The 18611-nt window shown below is 73.0% G+C and carries 14 protein-coding genes; 7 read left to right on the top strand and 7 right to left on the bottom strand.

The genetic code is table 11. The annotated features are described in order from the left end of the window. Positions 1-26: 26 nt before the first annotated feature. On the bottom strand, positions 27-1241 hold the full coding sequence (locus ABTX81_RS19150) for a pyridoxal phosphate-dependent aminotransferase (protein ID WP_350546968.1): 1215 nt from the start codon (positions 1239-1241) through the stop codon (positions 27-29). A gap of 249 nt (positions 1242-1490) precedes the next feature. Between ABTX81_RS19150 and ABTX81_RS19145 the strand changes: the two genes are divergently transcribed. Then, positions 1491-2207 carry a prepilin peptidase gene (locus ABTX81_RS19145; protein ID WP_350546965.1) on the top strand — a complete coding sequence of 239 codons (717 nt, stop codon included), beginning with the start codon at positions 1491-1493 and terminating at the stop codon, positions 2205-2207. Positions 2208-2358: 151 nt separating this feature from the next. On the opposite strand, the gene ABTX81_RS19140 is transcribed toward ABTX81_RS19145, so the two are convergent. Further along, the gene (locus ABTX81_RS19140) at positions 2359-3972 is read right to left on the bottom strand and encodes a chitinase (RefSeq protein ID WP_350546963.1); all 1614 of its coding nucleotides are present in this window, start codon (positions 3970-3972) and stop codon (positions 2359-2361) included. Positions 3973-4394: 422 nt separating this feature from the next. Here ABTX81_RS19140 and ABTX81_RS19135 point away from each other — a divergent pair, with 422 nt between their 5' ends. The 4 genes from ABTX81_RS19135 to ABTX81_RS19120 all read left to right on the top strand — a co-directional run bounded on the left by ABTX81_RS19135 (position 4395) and on the right by ABTX81_RS19120 (position 9866). Then, positions 4395-5189, top strand: coding sequence for an isoprenyl transferase (locus ABTX81_RS19135; protein WP_350546961.1), 795 nt, complete (start codon positions 4395-4397; stop codon positions 5187-5189). Between the two features lie 251 nt (positions 5190-5440). Continuing rightward, positions 5441-6775, top strand: a complete 1335-nt coding sequence (phoH2, locus tag ABTX81_RS19130; RefSeq protein WP_350546959.1) for an RNA 5'-3' helicase PhoH2 — start codon at positions 5441-5443, stop codon at positions 6773-6775. Positions 6776-7230: 455 nt separating this feature from the next. Then, on the top strand, positions 7231-8001 hold the full coding sequence (locus tag ABTX81_RS19125; protein WP_350546956.1) for an aggregation-promoting factor C-terminal-like domain-containing protein: 771 nt from the start codon (positions 7231-7233) through the stop codon (positions 7999-8001). 434 nt (positions 8002-8435) lie between these two features. Beyond that, entirely contained in the window at positions 8436-9866 is a 1431-nt protein-coding gene (locus tag ABTX81_RS19120) for an AI-2E family transporter (RefSeq protein ID WP_350547085.1), read from the top strand. 76 nt (positions 9867-9942) lie between these two features. Here ABTX81_RS19120 and ABTX81_RS19115 read toward each other — a convergent pair whose 3' ends face one another. Both ABTX81_RS19115 and ABTX81_RS19110 read right to left on the bottom strand, forming a co-directional pair. Then, positions 9943-10485, bottom strand: coding sequence for an alkyl hydroperoxide reductase (locus ABTX81_RS19115; protein ID WP_350546953.1), 543 nt, complete (start codon positions 10483-10485; stop codon positions 9943-9945). 3 nt (positions 10486-10488) lie between these two features. After that, positions 10489-11040 carry a peroxiredoxin gene (locus ABTX81_RS19110; protein WP_350546950.1) on the bottom strand — a complete coding sequence of 184 codons (552 nt, stop codon included), beginning with the start codon at positions 11038-11040 and terminating at the stop codon, positions 10489-10491. Positions 11041-11231: 191 nt separating this feature from the next. On the opposite strand from ABTX81_RS19110, the gene ABTX81_RS19105 reads away from it, so the two are divergent. Continuing rightward, positions 11232-12188: a LysR substrate-binding domain-containing protein gene (locus tag ABTX81_RS19105; RefSeq protein ID WP_350546948.1), complete on the top strand. Its 957-nt coding sequence runs from the start codon at positions 11232-11234 to the stop codon at positions 12186-12188. Between the two features lie 6 nt (positions 12189-12194). Here the strand turns inward: ABTX81_RS19105 and ABTX81_RS19100 are convergent, their stop codons facing one another. After that, positions 12195-12818: a TetR/AcrR family transcriptional regulator gene (locus tag ABTX81_RS19100; RefSeq protein WP_350546946.1), complete on the bottom strand. Its 624-nt coding sequence runs from the start codon at positions 12816-12818 to the stop codon at positions 12195-12197. A gap of 233 nt (positions 12819-13051) precedes the next feature. Here ABTX81_RS19100 and ABTX81_RS19095 point away from each other — a divergent pair, with 233 nt between their 5' ends. Further along, a complete protein-coding gene (locus ABTX81_RS19095) occupies positions 13052-15250 on the top strand; it encodes an MMPL family transporter (protein ID WP_350546944.1) in 2199 nt (732 codons plus the stop codon). A gap of 67 nt (positions 15251-15317) precedes the next feature. Here the strand turns inward: ABTX81_RS19095 and ABTX81_RS19090 are convergent, their stop codons facing one another. Both ABTX81_RS19090 and ABTX81_RS19085 read right to left on the bottom strand, forming a co-directional pair. Next, a complete protein-coding gene (locus ABTX81_RS19090; RefSeq protein ID WP_350546942.1) occupies positions 15318-17129 on the bottom strand; it encodes a SpoIIE family protein phosphatase in 1812 nt (603 codons plus the stop codon). A 120-nt stretch (positions 17130-17249) separates the two neighbouring features. Beyond that, the gene (locus ABTX81_RS19085; RefSeq protein WP_350546940.1) at positions 17250-18017 is read right to left on the bottom strand and encodes a class I SAM-dependent methyltransferase; all 768 of its coding nucleotides are present in this window, start codon (positions 18015-18017) and stop codon (positions 17250-17252) included. Between the last annotated feature and the right edge of the window lie 594 nt (positions 18018-18611).

The raw sequence follows: 18611 nt of genomic DNA, 5'->3' as shown, positions 1-18611 counted from the left end.
TTCCGGGCCCGCCCGGCCGCCCGTCCCTACGGCTGGGCGTAGCCGCCCAGGAAGGTGCCGATCCGGGTGACCGCGTCGGTGATCTCCTCCGCGCGCGGCAGGGTGACCAGCCGGAAGTGGTCCGGCTCGGGCCAGTTGAAGCCGGTGCCCTGCACCAGCAGGATCCGCTCGGCCCGCAGCAGGTCGAGCACCATCTGGGCGTCGTCCTTGATCTTGAAGACCTTGGGGTCCAGCCGGGGGAAGGCGTAGAGCGCGCCCTTCGGCTTCACGCAGCTGACCCCGGGGATCTCGTTGAGCAGCCGGAACGCGGCGTCCCGGGACTCCAGCAGCCGGCCGCCGGGCAGGATCAGGTCCTTGATCGACTGCCGTCCGCCGAGCGCCGCGGCCACCGCGTGCTGGGCCGGCATGTTGGCGCAGAGCCGCATCGAGGCGAGCACCGTCAGGCCCTCGACGTAGCTGCGGGCCCGGGCGCGGTCACCGGAGAGCACCATCCAGCCGGAGCGGAAGCCCGCCACCCGGTAGGACTTGGACATGCCGTTGAAGGTGACGCAGAAGAGGTCCGGCGCCAGGCTCGCCAGCGGGATGTGCTCGGCGTCGTCGTAGAGGATCTTGTCGTAGATCTCGTCCGCGTAGATCACCAGCCGGTGCCGCCGGGCGATCCCGACCAGCCCCTCCAGCACCTCGCGCGGGTAGACCGCGCCGGTCGGGTTGTTGGGGTTGATCACCACCAGCGCCCGGGTGCGGTCGGTGACCTTGGCCTCGATGTCGGCGAGGTCCGGGTACCACTCGGACTGCTCGTCGCAGCGGTAGTGCACGGCGGTGCCGCCGGCCAGCGAGACGGACGCCGTCCACAGCGGGTAGTCCGGCGCCGGGACGAGCACCTCGTCGCCGTCGTCCAGCAGCGCGGTCATCGCCAGCTGGATCAGCTCGGAGACGCCGTTGCCGAGGAAGACGTCCTCGACCGTCAGACCGTCCAGGCCGCGCTCCTCGTAGTGCATCACCACGGCGCGGCGCGCGGAGAGCAGGCCCTTGGAGTCGCCGTAGCCGTGCGCGGTGGAGAGGTTGCGCAGGATGTCCTGGAGGATCTCGGGCGGCGCGTCGAAGCCGAACAGCGCCGGATTGCCGGTGTTGAGCTTCAGGATGCGGTGGCCCTGTTCCTCCAGCCGCATCGCCTCGTCGAGTACCGGACCGCGGATGTCGTAGCAGACATTGGCGAGCTTGCTGGACTGGATGACCTGCATGCCTGCCTACTTTAGGGGCACGAACAGGCCCTTCGGCGCGTGTCGTCGGGCACCTGTCGGACCGCCCGGACGCCACCGTTCCGCTCCGCCTTCGATCAGGAGGCGGATGCCTCGGCCGCCCTCCGGAAGCGTGGAGAACGGCGCCGGGGACGAGGAAGAACGGAGGGGTGCCGTCCGGAAGGAGACGGACGGCACACTGGTGCCGGCGCCGGTCGTCGGCAACCGTGTGAGGGACAGAGGGGGCGAGCCGTGATCGCGAGCGCGCTGGGAGCGGTACTGGCCGGGCTGCTGGTGGCACCGGCGCTGCGCGGCCTGGTGGTGCGGTACGCCGTGCCGGAGGGCGAGCCGTGGTGCCTGGCCTGCCCGTCCTGCGGGCGGGAGCTGCGCGGGCTGCCGCCGACCGGGCGGTGCCCGGGCTGCCGGACCGGGCTCGGCCCCGGACCCTGGCGGGTGGAGGCGGTCACCGCCGCCGCGGCGGCCGCCGCGCTCGCCGCCGCGCACCCGGCGGACGCGCTGCTGCTGCTCTGGCTGGCCGGGCCCGGCGTGGTGCTCGGCTTCACCGACGCCCGGGTGCACCGGCTGCCGTACCCGCTCACCTGGACGCTGGCGGCGGGCTTCGCGGTGCTGCTCACGGCGGTGCAGCTGGCCGAGCGGGACCCGGGGACGCTGCTGCGCTGCCTGCTGGTGGCGCTGGCCGCCGGGGTGCTGTTCGAAGTCCCGGTCCAGCTGGGGCTGGTGGGCGCGGGGGACACCGTGCTGGCGCTCGGCCTGGGCGCGCTGCTCGGCCGGTACGGCTGGTCCGCCGCCTTCGCCGGCCTGGCCGCCTTCGTGCTGCTGGCCGGGCTCTGGTCGGTCGGCGTCCTGCTGGCCGCGCTGGTGCGCCGCCGCCCGGTGCGCGGCCGGGAGGTGCCGCTGGGGCCGTTCCTGCTGCTCGGCGCCCTGCTGGCGGTGCTCGGCCACGCCTAGCGTCCTGCGGAGCGGCCCCAGGGAGCGGTCCCAGGGAACGGTCCTGTGGAGCGGTCCGGGAAAGCGAACGGGCCCGCCGTACCGGTCAGGTACGACGGGCCCGCCGCCGACGCGCAGGCCCCACCCTCAAGGAGCGGCGCGCCGGGGGGAGTTACGGCATCTGGTGGACGAACGGGCCGACCGTGTTGGAGAAGGCGTTCCCGTTGACGGAGTCCCAGTTGGTGGACCAGGTCATCGCGCCCCGGATGGTCGGCCACTTGGCCGGCGGGACGAAGCTGCCGCAGTTCTTGCCGGTGGCCAGGCAGTCCAGCGCGTTGTTGACGACGCTCGGCGCGACGTAGCCGCCGCCCGCCGCCTTGCTGGAGGCGGGGACACCGATGCCGACCTGGTCGGGCCGCAGACCGCCCTGGATCTGGGTGCAGATCTGCGAGGTGATGAAGTCGATGGTGCCCTGGGTGTAGACCTTGCCGTCGCAGCCGTTCATGCCGCCCGAGTTGTAGAACTGGGTGTTGACGACGGTCAGGATGTCCTTGGTGTTCAGCGCCAGCTGGAAGTAGGCGCCGGCGGTGGAGTACATCCCGATGGTCTCCGGGGCCATCGTCAGGACGAAGCCGGGGCCGACCTTGGCCTGGAGGGCGTGCAGGGCGTTGCCCATGTGGGTCGGGTTGACGCCGTTCTCCAGGTCGATGTCGATGCCGTCGAAGCCGTAGTCCTTGATGACGGCGTAGGCGGTGTCGACGAAGGTCTGGGCGGCGGCGGCGTCGTTGACCGAGATGGCGCCGTTCTGGCCGCCGACGGAGATGATGACCTTCTTGCCGGCCGCCTGCTTGGCCTTCACGTCGGCGCGGAACTGCGCGTCGGTGTAGCCGCCGAGGCCGGAGGCGAGCTCCGGGTCCAGCTTGAAGGTGATGGCGCCGGCGCGGGCCGGGACGGCGTCGGCGAAGGACACCGCGATGATGTCGTACGCGCTCTGGACGTCGCTCAGCTTCTGGAGGTTGTTGCCCTTGTTGTCGAAGTTGTGCCAGTAGCCGGTGATGAGGTGCTTCGGCAGACCCGGGTTCGGGTTGGCGGTGCTGGTCGCCGTGGGGGTCGGGGTGACCGTCTGGGTGGGGGTCGGGGTGACGGTCTGGGTCGGCGTGGCGGTCGCCGTGGGCGTGACGGTCGCGGTCGGCGTCACCGTGGGGGTGACGGTGGGGGTGACCGTCGCGGTCGGGCTCGGGGTGACCGGCCCGCCCGGGCCGCTCAGCACCACGTCGTCGGCGAGGAAGGCGCTCTGGCCGTACCAGCCGTGCAGGTAGACGGTGACGCTCTTGGCGCTCGCACCGGTGGTGAAGGTGGTGGAGAGCTGGTTCCAGCTGTTCTGGTTGGACCAGACGCTCGGGTCGGTGCCGCCGGTGCCGCGGGCACCGAGGTAGGCGTACGGGCCCTGGACCCAGGCGCTCAGGGTGTAGCTGGTGTTGGGCAGCACGCTGATGGTCTGGGTGCACTCGGCGGTGTCACCGGCGCTCGGGGTGGCCTGCAGCGCGCCCGAGCCGGAGTGGACCGGCGTGGTGACGGCGCTCGCGGCGCCGGCGCAGACCCAGCCGCTCAGCGAGCCGTCGAAGCCGCCGTTGGTGACCAGGTTCCCGGCGGCCGCGTTGGCACCGCCGGCGAAGAGGGCGAGACCGGTGCCGGCCAGGGCGAGGGCGGTGGCGCCCGCGGCGAGGGCCGGGACGGGGCCGCGGCGGCGCTTGTGCGACACGGGCCGGTTCAGCGTACGGGCCATGGAGGTGCGCTCCTGTGGGGGAGGAGCGGCCGCCGCGGTGGGGGGCGCGGCGGCCGCGTGTGGGGGAGGGCATTGCGTCCGAAGTACTGCCTTGACGAGGGCGGGTCCGGTGTTCTGTTCCGCCCTGGGAACAAAAGCTGGACTAGACCATTGGGGGTCGTCAAGCATTGAACCGTCGGCTTACGGATTCCTTAAGGAATCGGAGACCGTTCCGTATCCGGCCGCCGGCCGTTCCCCGGGGCGTCCCCGGGACGCCGTGCGGGCGCGTTCCGGCCACCGCGGACACGCCCGCCGGGACAGACTTCGCACAGGACCGTGACCCTCCCGCGACCTGCGGCTTTCCCTGCCGCCACGGCGCGGGAGTAGGCTGCGCCGGGGGTTCTGAAGCACCCGGTGAAGTGAGTACGGAGGGGCCGAAAACCATGGGTCTGCGCGATGTCGTCGAACGCACGCCTGGTCTGCGCGTCCTGCTGGACGGGATGTACGGCCTCTACGGTCGCCGGGTCGAGGTGCACCTCGCCCGCACCCCGCACCACATCGGCGTGATCCTCGACGGCAACCGCCGCTGGGCCCGCGCGACCGGCGGGTCCACCGCGTACGGCCACCAGCGCGGCGCGGACAAGATCAGCGAGTTCCTCGGCTGGTGCGACGAGACCCACGTCAAGGTCGTCACCCTGTGGATGCTCTCCACCGACAACCTCGACCGCCCGGCCGACGAGCTGGTCCCGCTGCTCGGCATCATCGAGGACGCGGTCACCAACCTGGCCGCCGCCCGCCGCTGGCGGATCAACCCGGTGGGCGCGCTGGACCTGCTGCCGCAGCACACCGCCGACGTCCTGAAGCGGGCCGCCGAGGAGACCGCGGGCATCGACGGCATCACCGTCAACGTGGCCGTCGGCTACGGCGGCCGGCACGAGATCGCCGACGCCGTCCGCTCGCTGCTCCAGGAGCACGCCGGCCGGGGCACCTCGATCGAGGAGCTGGCCGAGATCCTGGACGTCGAGCACATCGCCGAGCACCTGTACACCAAGGGCCAGCCCGACCCCGACCTGGTCATCCGCACCTCGGGCGAGCAGCGGCTCTCCGGCTTCCTGCTCTGGCAGAGCGCGCACAGCGAGTTCTACTTCTGCGAGGCGTACTGGCCGGCCTTCCGCAAGGTCGACTTCCTGCGGGCGCTGCGCGCCTTCGAGCAGCGCAACCGGCGGATGGGCCTCTGACGGAGGGCCGGAACGCCCCGGGACACCGGGGCCGGCGTCCCGGGCGAGCGGGATTGACCACCGTAGGGGCTGGCCTACCCGGCGGCCGGGCGAGGCCAAACGTTCACCCGCAATGATCCGTCAGTTCTCCGGGGGCGCGAATGCACCGCCCCCCGCCTGGGAATACTCCGATCAGACCGGCCCCGAGGCCACCGGGGCAGCGGGGGCCGGCTTGCCGCGGATGACGCAGGGTCATCCGCCCTGGAGGCCTAGTGGTCAGTTCCAAGAGCCGCCGGACACCAGACCGGCGCACGTACGTTCTCGACACCAGTGTGCTCCTGGCGGACCCGCTCGCCATGACCCGCTTCGAGGAGCACGAGGTCGTTCTCCCGGTGGTCGTGGTCACCGAGCTGGAGGCCAAGCGGCACCACCCGGAGCTGGGGTATTTCGCCCGCCAGGCGCTGCGACTGCTCGACGACTACCGGATCCGGTACGGCCGCCTCGACGAGCCCATCCCGGTCGGCGAGCTCGGCGGCACCATCCGGGTGGAGCTCAACCACTCCGACACGTCGATACTGCCGGTCGGCTACCGGGCGGGCGGCGGCGAGGCCGACATCCGGATCCTGGCGGTGGCCCGCAACCTGCAGGCCGAGGGGTACGACGTCACCGTCGTCTCCAAGGACCTCCCGCTGCGGATCAAGGCGTCCTCGGTCGGCCTGCTCGCCGAGGAGTACCGGGCCGAGCTGGCGATCACCTCCGGCTGGACGGGCATGTCCGAGCTGCACGTGCCCGCCGACGACGTGGACGCGCTGTTCGCGGCCGGCCACGACGCCGGGGTGGACGTCGAGGGCGCCGCCGAGCTGCCGGTGCACACCGGACTGGTGCTCACCTCCGAGCGCGGCAAGGCGCTCGGCCGGGTCACCGGTGACGGGCGGGTCCGGCTGGTGCGCGGCGAGCGCGAGGCGTTCGGCCTGCGCGGGCGCAGCGCCGAGCAGCGGGTGGCGCTGGACCTGCTGCTCGACCCGGAGGTCGGGATCGTCTCGCTGGGCGGCCGGGCCGGTACCGGCAAGTCCGCGCTGGCGCTCTGCGCCGGCCTGGAGGCGGTCCTGGAGCGGCAGCAGCACCGCAAGGTGATGGTCTTCCGGCCGCTGTACGCGGTCGGCGGGCAGGAACTCGGCTACCTCCCGGGCTCCGAGACCGAGAAGATGAGCCCCTGGGCCCAGGCGGTCTTCGACACCCTCTCGGCGGTCACCACGCCGGACGTGATCGAGGAGGTCATCTCCCGGGGCATGCTGGAGGTCCTGCCGCTCACCCACATCCGCGGGCGTTCCCTGCACGACGCCTTCGTGATCGTGGACGAGGCGCAGTCGCTGGAGCGCAACGTCCTGCTGACGGTGCTGTCCCGGATCGGCCAGGGCTCGCGGGTGGTGCTCACCCACGACGTGGCGCAGCGGGACAACCTCCGGGTGGGCCGGTACGACGGCGTGGTGGCGGTGGTCGAGAAGCTGAAGGGGCATCCGCTCTTCGCGCACATCACGCTGACCCGCTCGGAGCGTTCGCCGATCGCGGCGCTGGTGACGGAGATGCTGGAGGACGTCAACCCGTGAGCCGTTGATATCCGGATCATCCGGACATCCTTCGGCGAAAGCGTCAAATCCCGGCAAGGGGCCCGTTCCTGGCGGAGCGGGCCCCTTCCTTTCATCACATCGAGTGCTTTGTGTTCGACGAACGCCGGTTCGGTGAATGTGACATCCGCCACGCAACGGGGAATTGCGTCGACAGGGCCCGGTGCGGCATGGTGAGGGTTCTGTCAGGCCCCGCGTACGGCATGGCAGGGCTTCCGGGAGACCGGGGGTCCGGCCCGGACGATCCGCCAACTCCGGTCGGTGGGCGCACAATTGAAGACCGTGAGCCGTACGCCGCCCGATCACAACGCCCGGTCGCCTCACCTCGGCCGGACGCCGGGTCAGTCCCTCCCGTGACCAGCACCGTACGGAGGGCAGCGCCAAGGGGCATGTTGCGCCCGTACGGTCACGCGTGGGCGATGCTGGAAGGAATCCATGTGACTCGGATCTCGGTCCGGGGAGTTGCTGTCGCCTCCGCCACCGCCGTCACCGCTGTCGGTGCCGTCGTGGGCATGGCCTCGGGCAGCGAGGGCAAGGTGACGCAGACGGTCGACATCGCCGGTGCGACCCTGCTTGCCGAAGTCCCCTCCGGCGCCCAGGCGCAGACCATCAGCGACAACATCGGCACGCAGGCATCCGCCCAGCAGGCCGCCGCCGACGCCGCCGCCAAGGCCGCCGCGGAGCAGAAGGCCGCCGAGGAGGCGGCCCGCCAGCAGGCCGCCGCCGAGGCACAGGCCAAGGCCGACGCCGCCGCCAAGGAGGCTGCCGAGGCAGCCGCCAAGGCCGAGGCGGAGAAGGCCGCGAAGGCCGCCGAGGAGAAGCGCAAGGCCGACGAGGCCGCCGCCAACCGCTCCAAGGCCCGCTCGGCGATGGCCGCCACCGACAGCTCCGCGCCCGCCTCCACGGTCTCGGTCAGCCCCGGTTCGGTGCAGGAGCTGGCCCAGCAGATCGTCGGCAACGACACCCAGTTCCAGTGCTTCAGCCAGATCGTGAAGCGCGAGAGCGGCTGGAACTACACCGCCACCAACAAGAGCTCCGGCGCGTACGGCCTGGTCCAGGCGCTGCCCGGCTCGAAGATGGCCTCGGCCGGCGCCGACTGGCGCACCAACCCGGCCACCCAGATCAAGTGGGGCCTGAACTACATGAACAGCCGCTACGGCAGCCCGTGCGGTGCCTGGTCGTTCTGGCAGTCGCACCACTGGTACTAGGAGCACCTGGCAACAGGAGCACCACCGCGGCCCCGGTCACGCTTCCGCCGTGACCGGGGCCGCGGCGTTCCCCGTTCGATCCGCGTTCACGGGCGGGCCGCCCCGCCCGGGCCGCGCTGACCAGTGCGCCCGCGGGCGGTGCGGTCCTGGGTGCGGACGCGGGGACGGGGAGGGGTCCTGGTAGCTCCCCGCGCCGGCCGGTCCGCCGACAGGTGGCTTGGGGTTCCCGACCGACTCCTCCCCGCTGTCCTGTGCCTGAAACCACCCGGGACGTGCTGGTTTGCCCCGGAAACGGCCCCCGGGATCCGGCGTGGATCCCGCCCGCCGGGCGGACTCACCGGCGCCCGGCCGGGTAGCGTCTTCCTGACGGCCGTGGCGGACCCACGGCGTGCCGCCGTACCGGGCGGCTCCGGCGGGGAGAAGTGGTAGTGAGCATGGCGCGGGGCGGAAAGGCCTTCAAGGCCGTGGCCAAGGGGATGGCCGTGGTGGCGAGCGCGGCCGCGGTGATCGAACGTCGCCGGCGGGCCGCGATGGCGGCCGACTTCCACGAACCGCCGCTGCCCGCGGCCGTCCCCGTGCACGTTCCCGCGCCGGCCCCGCTCCCGGCCGACCCGCTGCCGGGCCCGCGGGCCGGGTCCACCCAGCCGTCCGCCGTTCCGGCGCCCGCTCCCGAGCCTGCGCCCGCCCCCGCTCCTTCGCCCGCCGCCGTCCCCGCCGCCGCTCCCTCCCACGGCCACTTCGGCCGGCCCGCCACCCCCGCCGAGGCGGTGCCGTGGGGCCTGCGGGTCGCCGCCGAGTCCACCTGGCGGCTGCTGCTGCTCGGCGCCGCGCTGTACGTCGTCTTCTACATCGTCGACATGCTGCGGCTGGTCGCCTTCGCGGTGCTCGCCTCGCTGCTGATCTCCGCGCTGCTCGAACCCACCGTCTCCTGGCTGCGCCGCCACGGCGTCCCGCGCTCGCTGGCCGCCGGCGGGGTGTTCATGAGCGGACTGGCCGGCATCGGACTGGTCGGCTGGTTCGTGGTCTGGCAGGTGACCACCAACCTGGAGACCGTCACCAGCAAGGTCAAGGCCGGTGTCGACCAGCTGCGGGACTGGCTGATCACCGGGCCGCTGCACCTGACCGAGCAGCAGATCACCGACTTCGCCAACCAGATCACCAAGGCGATCAGCACCAACACCGAGCAGATCACCTCGGCCAGCATCACCGGCGCGCAGATCGCCGTCGAAGTGCTGACCGCCGTCCTGCTCGCCTTCTTCACCACCTTCTTCCTGCTCTACGACGGCGAGCGGATCTGGAACTGGGCGCTGCGCGGCCTGCCCCGGCACTCCCGCTATGCGATGGCCGGTGCCGGTCCGAAGGCCTGGGCCACGCTCACCGCCTATGTGCGCGGCACCGTCTGCGTGGCCTTCATCGACGCGGTCTGCATCGGCATCGGGATCCAGCTGCTCGGCGTGCCGATGGCGCTGCCGCTCGCGGTGATCATCTTCCTGGGCGCCTTCGTCCCACTGGTCGGCGCGCTGGTCACCGGGACGGTCGCGGTGCTGATCGCGCTGGTCACCACGACGCCCTGGACGGCGCTGATGGTGCTGGCGGTGCTGATCGCCGTCCAGCAGATCGAGGGCCATGTGCTCCAGCCGCTGATCCTCGGCCGCGCCGTCCGCGTCCACCCGCTCGGCGTGGTCCTCGGCGTGGCCGCCGGCTCCATCATCGGCGGCATCGGCGGCGCCATCGTCGCCGTCCCCCTGATCGCCGTCACCAACACCGTGGTCACCCACCTCCGCCGCCGCAACGAGGCCGGCCAGGCCGTCTTCACCGCCCTCGAAGCCGCCCGCGAAGCCGCCACCCGCCCCCCGGCCCCCTGACCCCGCCCACACGAACGGGCCCCTCGCCGGGACTCGGGGGGAGTCCGGGGGAGGGGCCCGTCCGGGGTGGTGCGGGTCAGGCGGTGACGGTCGCGAGGGCGGCCTCGGAGTCGAGGACGCCGGCGACGGCCTGGAGGACCGCGGCGATCTTCATCGAGGCCTGGACGACCTCGCGCTCGACGCCGGCCTTGCGCAGGACGGCCTCGTGCGAGTCGAGGCACTGGCCGCAGCCGTTGATCGCGGAGACCGCGAAGCACCAGAGCTCGAAGTCGATCTTCTCGACGCCCGGGGTGCCGATGATGTTCATCCGCAGACCGGCCCGCATGCTGCTGTACTCCTTGTCGGAGAGCAGGTGCAGCGTCCGGTAGTAGACGTTGTTCATCCCCATGATCGCGGCCGCGCCCTTGGCGGCGTTGTACGCCTCCGGGGAGAGGTTGGCCTTGGCCTCGGGCTCCAGCTCACGCAGGACGGCCGGGCTGCGGGTGGCCATCGCGCAGGCGAGGACGGTGCCCCACAGCTGCTGGGCGGGGAGGTCGGAGTTGCCGATGACCGAGCCCAGGTTGAGCTTGAGGTCCTTGGCGTAGTCCGGGAGGGCGGACTTCAGGTCGTCGAGGGCCATGGGTCAGCCCGCCAGGAGGGCCTGGGCGTCGAGGGTGTCGTCGCCCTTGTTCCAGTTGCACGGGCACAGCTCGTCGGTCTGCAGGGCGTCCAGCACCCGCAGGACCTCCTTGGGGTTACGGCCGACGGAGCCGGCGGTCACCATGGCGAACTGGACCTCGTTGTTCGGGTCGATGATGAAGACGGCGCGCTGGGCGGTGCCGTCCGCGTTCTCGACGCCGCAGGCGCGCATCAGGTCGTGCTTGACGTCGGCCAGCATCGGGAACGGCAGGTCGTTGAGGTCCTTGTGGTCCTTGCGCCAGGCGTGGTGCACGAACTCCGAGTCGCCGGAGACGCCGAGGATCTGGGCGTCGCGGTCGGCGAACTCCTCGTTCAGCTTGCCGAACGCGGCGATCTCGGTCGGGCAGACGAAGGTGAAGTCCATCGGCCAGAAGAAGACGACGCGCCAGCCCTTCTGGTCCTCCGAGGAGTAGTCCTTGAACTCCAGCTTGTCCGCGGACGGCCCTTCCACGCCCTTGAGGTTGTAGGCCGGGAACTGGTCACCGATCGTGAGCACGTTCGCTTCTCCTGAAGTGAGGTGAGGGGAGTTTGTCCGGTTTGCGGAACGAGCTCCACCATTCCACATCGTGGACTGATCAGGGAAATAGCTACACTCGATGTGTCTGATCGGAGAGAGTTATCAACAGCCCCACGCCCCCCTCCCACCCCGCCCGTCGCAGGGCCCCCGCGCGCAAACCCGACGCGAGTGTGGCGAACGCCACTGCGCGCAGCCCCCGGACACCCACGGTCGCCCAGCTCAAGGCCTTCGTGGCGGTGGCCGAGCACCGGCACTTCCGGGAGGCCGCGGCGGCCACCGGGACGAGCCAGCCGGCACTCTCCGGGGCGGTCGCGGCACTGGAGGAGTCGCTGGGCGCGCAGCTCGTCGAGCGTACGACGCGCCGGGTGATGATCACTCCACTGGGGGAGCGCGTCCTGGAGCACTCGCGCCGGGTGCTCGCCTCCCTGCAGTCGCTCACCGAGGAGGTGGAGGCCGCCCGCCGCCCGTTCACCGGGCCGCTGCACCTGGGCGTCATCCCGACCGTCGCGCCGTACCTGCTGCCGACGGTGCTGCGGCTGGTCCGCGACCGCTACCCGGAGCTCGAACTGCACGTCCACGAGGAGCGGACGCCCTCGCTGCTGGAGGGGCTGGCCGCCGGGCGGCTGGACGTGCTGCTGCTGGCGCTGCCGGCCGGCGGCAACGCGCCGACCCGCGACATCCCGCTGTTCGACGAGGACTTCGTCCTGGTCGTCCCGCCCGACCACGACCTCGCCGGCCGGGTCGACGTGCCGCGCGACGTGCTGCTCGATCTGGACGTGCTGCTGCTGGAGGAGGGCCACTGCCTGCGCGACCAGGCCCTCGACATCTGCCGCGAGGTCGGCGCCGACCCGGCCGGCTCCACCACCAGGGCGGCCGGGCTGTCCACCCTGGTGCAGCTGGTGGCCGGCGGCCTCGGGGTGACCCTGCTGCCCGCCACCGCGCTGGACGTCGAGGCGGGCCGCGCCGACCGGCTGTCCGCCGTCCGCTTCGCCCCGCCCGCCCCGGGCCGCCGGATCGGCCTCGCCACCCGGCCGGGTTCGGCCCGCAGCGCCGAGTTCGACCGCTTCGCCGTCACGCTGCGCGAGGTGCTGGCCGAGCTGCCGGTCCGGATCGTCGAACCCGGCTAGCCGGCTCTAGGGCGCCGCGGGGGTGCCGAGGCAGAGGCCGATGGTGGTGGCGACCAGCAGGTCGAGGGCCCGGCGGGACTCCTCCTCGGGGTCCTCGCCGGCGGCCTTGAGGACCATGTAGCGGTCGGTCAGTCCGTTGAAGCCGGCCAGGAAGTACACCGCGATCTCCCGCGCGGGCAGCGCCAGCGGCTGCGCGTGGGCGGTGGCGAGCCCGGTGAGGAGCTCGGCGGCGGTGGCCTCGATCTCGTGCTGGACCGCCCGCATGATCTCCTGCAGGTCCGGGTCGCGCAGCGCCATCGCTGAGAACTCGGTGATCAGCGCGCACCTGCCGCGCTCGCCGACGGCGCTGTCCCACAGCGCGTACACCATCGTGCGGACCTGCCCGCCGAAGGGGCCCTCGTCCGGCGCGGACGCCCGCACCTGGCCGATGAAGTCGGCGGTCAGCTCCTCGACGACGGCGCGGTAGAGGTCCTTCTTGGTGCCGAAGGTGTAGTGCACCGTCGCCTGCGCCACGCCCAGCTCCGCCGCGATGGCGCGGGTGCTGCCGGCGGCCACGCCCTCGCGGGCCATCAGGTCGATGGCGGCCTGGATGAGTTGGGGGCGCCGTTCGGCGGCCGGGACATGAGCCATTGGGCCAGGGTATCGCCATGTTCGGACAACTGGATCGGACGATTGCGTCACACGTTCCCGTCGATCGACTTTGTCAGCTGAACAAGTTGCGCGTACGGTGGTGCGGGCGACCGGGCCCGGTGCCCGCGTCCGTCGGCCGAACCGGCCCGCACGCCCTCTCGCACGCCCTCGCACGACTTCCCGAACGACCTTCCCGCACGACCTTCCCGCACGACCCGACCGAAGGTGCACGCATGGCCACGTACCTGTACCGCCTGGGCCGACTCTGCTTCCGCCGCAGGCGCACCGTGCTCGCCGTCTGGCTCGCCCTGCTGATCGCCGTCGGCGGCTCGGCGGCGGCCTTCGGCGGCGCGACCTCCGAGGAGTTCAAGGTCCCCGGCACCGAGGCCCAGGCCACCCTGGACCGGATCAAGGGCACCTTCCCCGAGCAGGGCCACGGCTCCGCCCAGGTGGTCTTCGCCACCGAGGCGCCCGGCGGCATCGCCGCGCCCGAGAACGCCGAGGCGGTCGGCGCGGCGGTCGCCCGGATCGCCGCCGTACCGGGCGTCACCGGCGTCCCCGACCCGTACGCCACCGGCGCGCTCTCCCCGGACGGCAAGGTCGCGCTGGGCCTGGTCTCCTTCGACACCGTGCTCGGCGACATCACCGACCAGCAGCGCGACGCCGTCAGGGCGGCGGCGGAACCGGCCCGCGCGGCCGGGCTCTCGGTCGCCTTCGGCGGCGACGCCTACAACGAGATGGCGAAGGTCGACGGCGGCGAGGTGATCGGCCTGGTCGTCGCCGGGGTGGTCCTGGTGGTCACCCTGGGCTCGCTGGCCGCCTCCGGGCTCCCGCTGGCCACCGCCCTGATCGGGGTCGGCGTCGCGATGGCCGGCGTGATCACGGTGGCGGGCTCGGTCGAGATCATCTCCACCGCGCCGGTGCTGGCGCTGATGGTCGGCCTGGCGGTCGGCATCGACTACGCGCTGTTCATCGTCTCCCGGCACCGCCGCCACCTCGCCGAGGGGCTGGAGCCGGAGGAGGCGGCCGCCCGTGCCAACGCGACCGCCGGCAGCGCCGTGGTCTTCGCCGGGCTCACCGTGGTCGCCGCCCTGGCGGGCCTGGCCGTCGCCGGTGTGCCCTTCCTGACCGTGATGGGCCTGGCCTCCTCCGCCGCCGTCGTCATCGCGGTGCTCGTCGCGATCACCCTGCTGCCCGCCCTGCTCGGCTTCGCCGGCCGCGGCATCGACCGGCTGCCGGTCTGGCGGAGCGCGCTGCGGACCACCGGGCGCACGACGCTCGGCGAGCGCTGGGCGGGCTTCGTGGTGCGCCGCCCGCTCGCCGTCCTGCTGGCCGGCCTCGCCGCGCTGGTCGCCCTCGCCGTGCCCGCCGCGAGCCTCACCCTCGGCCTGCCCGGTGGCGGCTCGCAGGCCAAGGGCACCGAGGCCCGCACCGCGTACGACCTGGTCGACCGCAGCTTCGGCCCCGGCTTCAACGCCCCGCTGGTGGTCGTCGTCGACGCCGCGGGCTCCGCGCAGCCGGAGCAGGCGGTGCAGGACGTGGCGGGCCGGCTCGCCACCCTGCCCGGTGTGCAGACCCTGCTCCCGCCGCAGTTCGACCGGCCGAGCCGCACCGCGCTCGTCCCGGTCATCCCGAAGACCGGCCCGGACCACGCCGACACCCGGCAGCTGGTCACCGACATCCGCGACCAGCGCGACGAGCTCCAGGCCGGGACCGGCGCCGGGATCGCCGTCACCGGCACCACCGCGGCCAACATCGACGTCTCCGCCAAGCTCTCCGCCGCGCTGCCGCCGTTCGTCGCGGTGATCGTGGGCATCGCGCTGGTGCTGCTGGCGCTGGCCTTCCGCTCGGTCCTGGTGCCGCTGAAGGCGGTGGCGGGCTTCCTGCTCTCCATCACGGCCTCGCTCGGCGCCGTGGTCGCGGTCTACCAGTGGGGCTGGCTGGACGGCCTGATCGACGTGCCGAAGGTCGGCCCGGTGGTCAGCTTCGTGCCTATCCTGCTGATCGGCGTGCTGTTCGGGCTGGCGATGGACTACGAGCTGTTCCTGGTCTCCGGGATGAAGGAGCACCATGCGCACGGCATGACGCCGCGGGACGCGGTGGTGGCCGGGGTGCGCAACGGCGCCCGGGTGGTCACCGCGGCGGCGCTGATCATGATCGCGGTCTTCGGTTCGTTCGTCTTCGGCCACGACCCGATCGTCCAGCCGATCGGCTTCGCGCTCGCGGTGGGCGTGCTGGTGGACGCCTTCGTGGTGCGGATGGCCCTGGTGCCGGCCGCGATGGCGCTGTTCGGCCGGGCCGCCTGGTGGTTCCCGAAGAGCCTGGACAAGGTGGTGCCGCGGGTCGACATGGAGGGCGAGCAGCTGATGGCCCGGCTGGAGCCCGCCGCGAGCGACGCCGCCCCGGACACCAAGGTGCCCGAGAAGGTCTGACGTCCCCGCAGGGGCCTCTCCAGGGGCCGCCCCCGGCGAACCGCGCCGGGGGCGGTCCCTTCGCCCGTCAGGGCAGGCGCTGCTCGAACCAGACCACCTTGCCGGTGCCCAGCCGGGTCGCGCCCCAGCGCTCGGCGCACCGGGCCACTATCTGCAGGCCCCGCCCGCGCTCGTCCTCCGGCCCGGTCCGGCGCGGCCGGGGCAGCAGCGGGCTGTCGTCGCCGACCTCGCAGCGCAGCCGCGTGGTGCGGACCAGGCTCAGCGTCACCGGGCGGGTGGCGTGCTGGACGGCGTTGGTGACCAGCTCGCTGACCATCAGCTCGGTCGCCTCGGTCAGCTCCTCCAGGCCCCAGCGGCGCAGCGTGTGCGCGGCCAGCCGGCGCGCCCGGCCCGGCGTCTCGTTGCGCGGCTGGAGGTACCAGTGCGCGACGTCGCCGGCCGGGATGCCGTCGAAGCAGGCGGCCAGCAGCGCGATGTCGTCGCCCCGGTCGCCGGGCGGCAGGATCCGCAGCGCCTCCTGGCAGAGGTGCTCGGGCGCGTGCCGGTGGGCGCCCGCGAGCCGGGCGCGGAGCAGTTCGAGGCCGTCGCTGAGCGGGCGGTTGCGGGTCTCCACCAGGCCGTCGGTGAACAGCAGCAGGGCCGAGCCGGGCGGGGCGGGCAGTTCGACCGAGGAGAAGTCGACCCCGCCGACGCCGATCGGCGCGCCCGCCTCCAGGTCGAGCAGCTCGGCCGTGCCGTCGGGCTGGACCATCACCGGCGGCACGTGCCCGGCGTTGGCGAGCACCACCCGGTTGGCGATCGGGTCGTAGACGGCGTAGACGCAGGTGGCCAGGTGCTGTTCGCGGCCGAGCCGCTGGGCCTGCTCGTCCAGGTGGTAGAGCACCTCGTGCGGCGGCAGGTCGAGCGCGGCCAGGGTCTGCGCGCTGGTGCGCAGCTGGCCCATGATGGCGGCCGAGGTCAGCGAGTGGCCCATCACGTCGCCGACGATCAGCGCTACCCGGTTGCCGGGCAGCGGCACCGCGTCGTACCAGTCGCCGCCGACCTGGGCGCCGCGCTCGCCGGGCAGGTAGCGCTGGGCGAGCCGGACGCCGTGCGGCTGGGGCAGGCGCAGCGGCAGCATGCTGCGCTGGAGCTCGTTGGCTATCTCCCACTCGCGGGCGTAGCGCAGCGCGGTGTCGACGGCCAGCCCGGCCTGGGTGGCGAGGTGGGCGGCGGTGGCGGTGTCGGTGGCGTCGAAGCCGGGCCGGCCGCTCTTGGCGGACGGACGCCGGATCAGCACCAGCAGCCCGAGCACGGTCTTGCGCCCGCGCAGCGGCAGGGCGAGCACCGAGGTCCCCGGGCTGAGCCGGGCCAGGCCGCGGGCGCCGTACAGCTCGCGCAGCAGCTCGGTGGTGCGGGTGCTGCCGCCCGCCCCGGTGGCGCCGAGCACGACCGGTTCGGCGGGGCGGCGGCTGAGCAGGGTGTGGGCGAGCGCGCCGCCCCGGGTGACCGGGGTGGCCGGGCCGGGGTCGGCGGTGGAGCGGGCGCCGTACCGGCTGCCGTAGCGGTCGCGGCGGTCGTCGCCGGTCGGGCGGCCGCGCCGGCCCAGCCGGGTGCCCTGGCTGTGGTGGATCCTCAGCTGCTCGGGGAAGCCGGGCTCGCGCTCGACGTTGGGCAGCGGGTCGCGCAGGTGGATGACGGCGGCGTCGGCGAGGGCGGGGACGAGCACCCGGCCGGCGTTGCGCAGGGTGGCGGCGAGGTCGAGCGCGCTGTTGATCCGCCGGGTCGCGGAGTCGAGGTAGGCGAGGCGCTCGGGGACCCGCTCCGGGGGAGACGACGGGCGGCGCGGGGTCGGCAGGGCAGGCGGCTCTCCGGCCTCGGGATTGAGCTGGTCGCGCACGGGTGCCTGTCCTGGGATCGGTACGGTCTGTGGTCTGTCAGGGACTGCCTGGGTCTGCCTGGGTCTGCCTGGGGAAAGCCTGGTGCTGCCTGGTCCTGCCCGGTCCTGCGGTCCGGGCCGTCAGCCGGTCCGCCGACAGCGGAGGAAGAGCTGCTCCTCCGGCGGCAGCGAGGTGCTGGCGGGCGCGTACGGACGTCCCTCCCGCTCCTCGACCGCGAACCCGGCGGCCAGCAGGACCCGTTCGAGATCCTCCCGCAGGTATCCGCTGATCCGCAGCTCCCGGCCGAGGAACGGCAGGGGAACGTGATCGAGATCCGCCTCGACCATACCGAGTGCCAGCAGTCCGTCGGGCCGCAGCAGCTCGCGCAACCGGCCCAGCACGGTGGGGATCTCGTCCTGGGGGAGCAGGATCAGCGAGAAGAAGGCGGTGACCGCGTCGAAGGTGCCCCGCCCGGCGGGCCCCAGCCGCGGGACGTTCCAGGCCGAGCGTGCGCGCTCGGTGGCGAGGTCGTACATGTCCATGCGGTGCAGGACGGGCGGGTGCGGGCCCGGGTGGCCGGCCTGCCGGGCCAGGGTCAGCATGACGTCCGAGAGGTCCACGCCGGTGACCCGCATGCCGGCCGCGACCAGCTGGCGGACGGTCGGATCGCCGTTGCCGCAGCCGACGTCCAGCACCGCGGCGCCCGGTTCCAGCGCGGTCAGCAGCCGGTGTCCGCAGGCCAGCTGCCCGTCCTTCGAGGGGAACGCCTCGGCGTAGCCGGTGCCGATGGTGTCGAAGGCGACCGCCTGCAGGGCGCGCGCGGCCCGGCGGCGCAGGACGTCGGACCCGTCGTCGCCACCCGCGTCCTCGCCGACGGGGAACGGATCCGATATCTGTCCGGTCGTCACGATTGAGAGGCACCTTTCCGGCCGGGCCTCCGGTCGGCTGGACGAGGCGCGAGGCAGGGCCGCCGTCTCCTCCCGGCGCCCGCGCTGCCCCGCCGGCCCGCTGCCGGTGGCGGTACGTCACGCTCCCCGCGTCACAATGACTGCATTGCCACGCTGACTGCACGCTGACACTTTGCACAGACTCTTTGCACAGAGACACTCTGCACTGCGGGAGCGCCGCCGCGCTGCCTTTTCGGGATGCTCCACCCGAGAAGTGCACTTGTGTGTGTACTGGTTTCCGAGAATATGCGTGATCACTCCGCCATGGGGTCCGTTTCCGGCCAACTCGCGGCGGTTGGCCGACACCGCCCTCCTGCCCGGAAGCGCAGGGCGCGGGCCGGGGTGGTGCGAGTGGGCCCCGCGCGCCGTAGGGTCGCCCCTCACAGCCCCGCCGACCTGCGGTTCCGTCGATCGACGGGCCGACAACCGGGCGTTTATTGAACGTCAATCCGGCCGGTGCACAGTGGTGTCCAGCGCCGGGGAAGCGTTGAAGGTGTTCCCGCAGCCGGGGGGCTGCGGGAACACCGAACGCTCACGGGGGAAGGCCTCCCGGGG

This window comes from Kitasatospora sp. NPDC097605 (assembly GCF_040302725.1).
GTDB lineage: Bacteria > Actinomycetota > Actinomycetes > Streptomycetales > Streptomycetaceae > Kitasatospora.
Note: the sequence above shows the minus strand (reverse complement) of the source record. Positions and strands in the feature narration are given on the sequence as shown.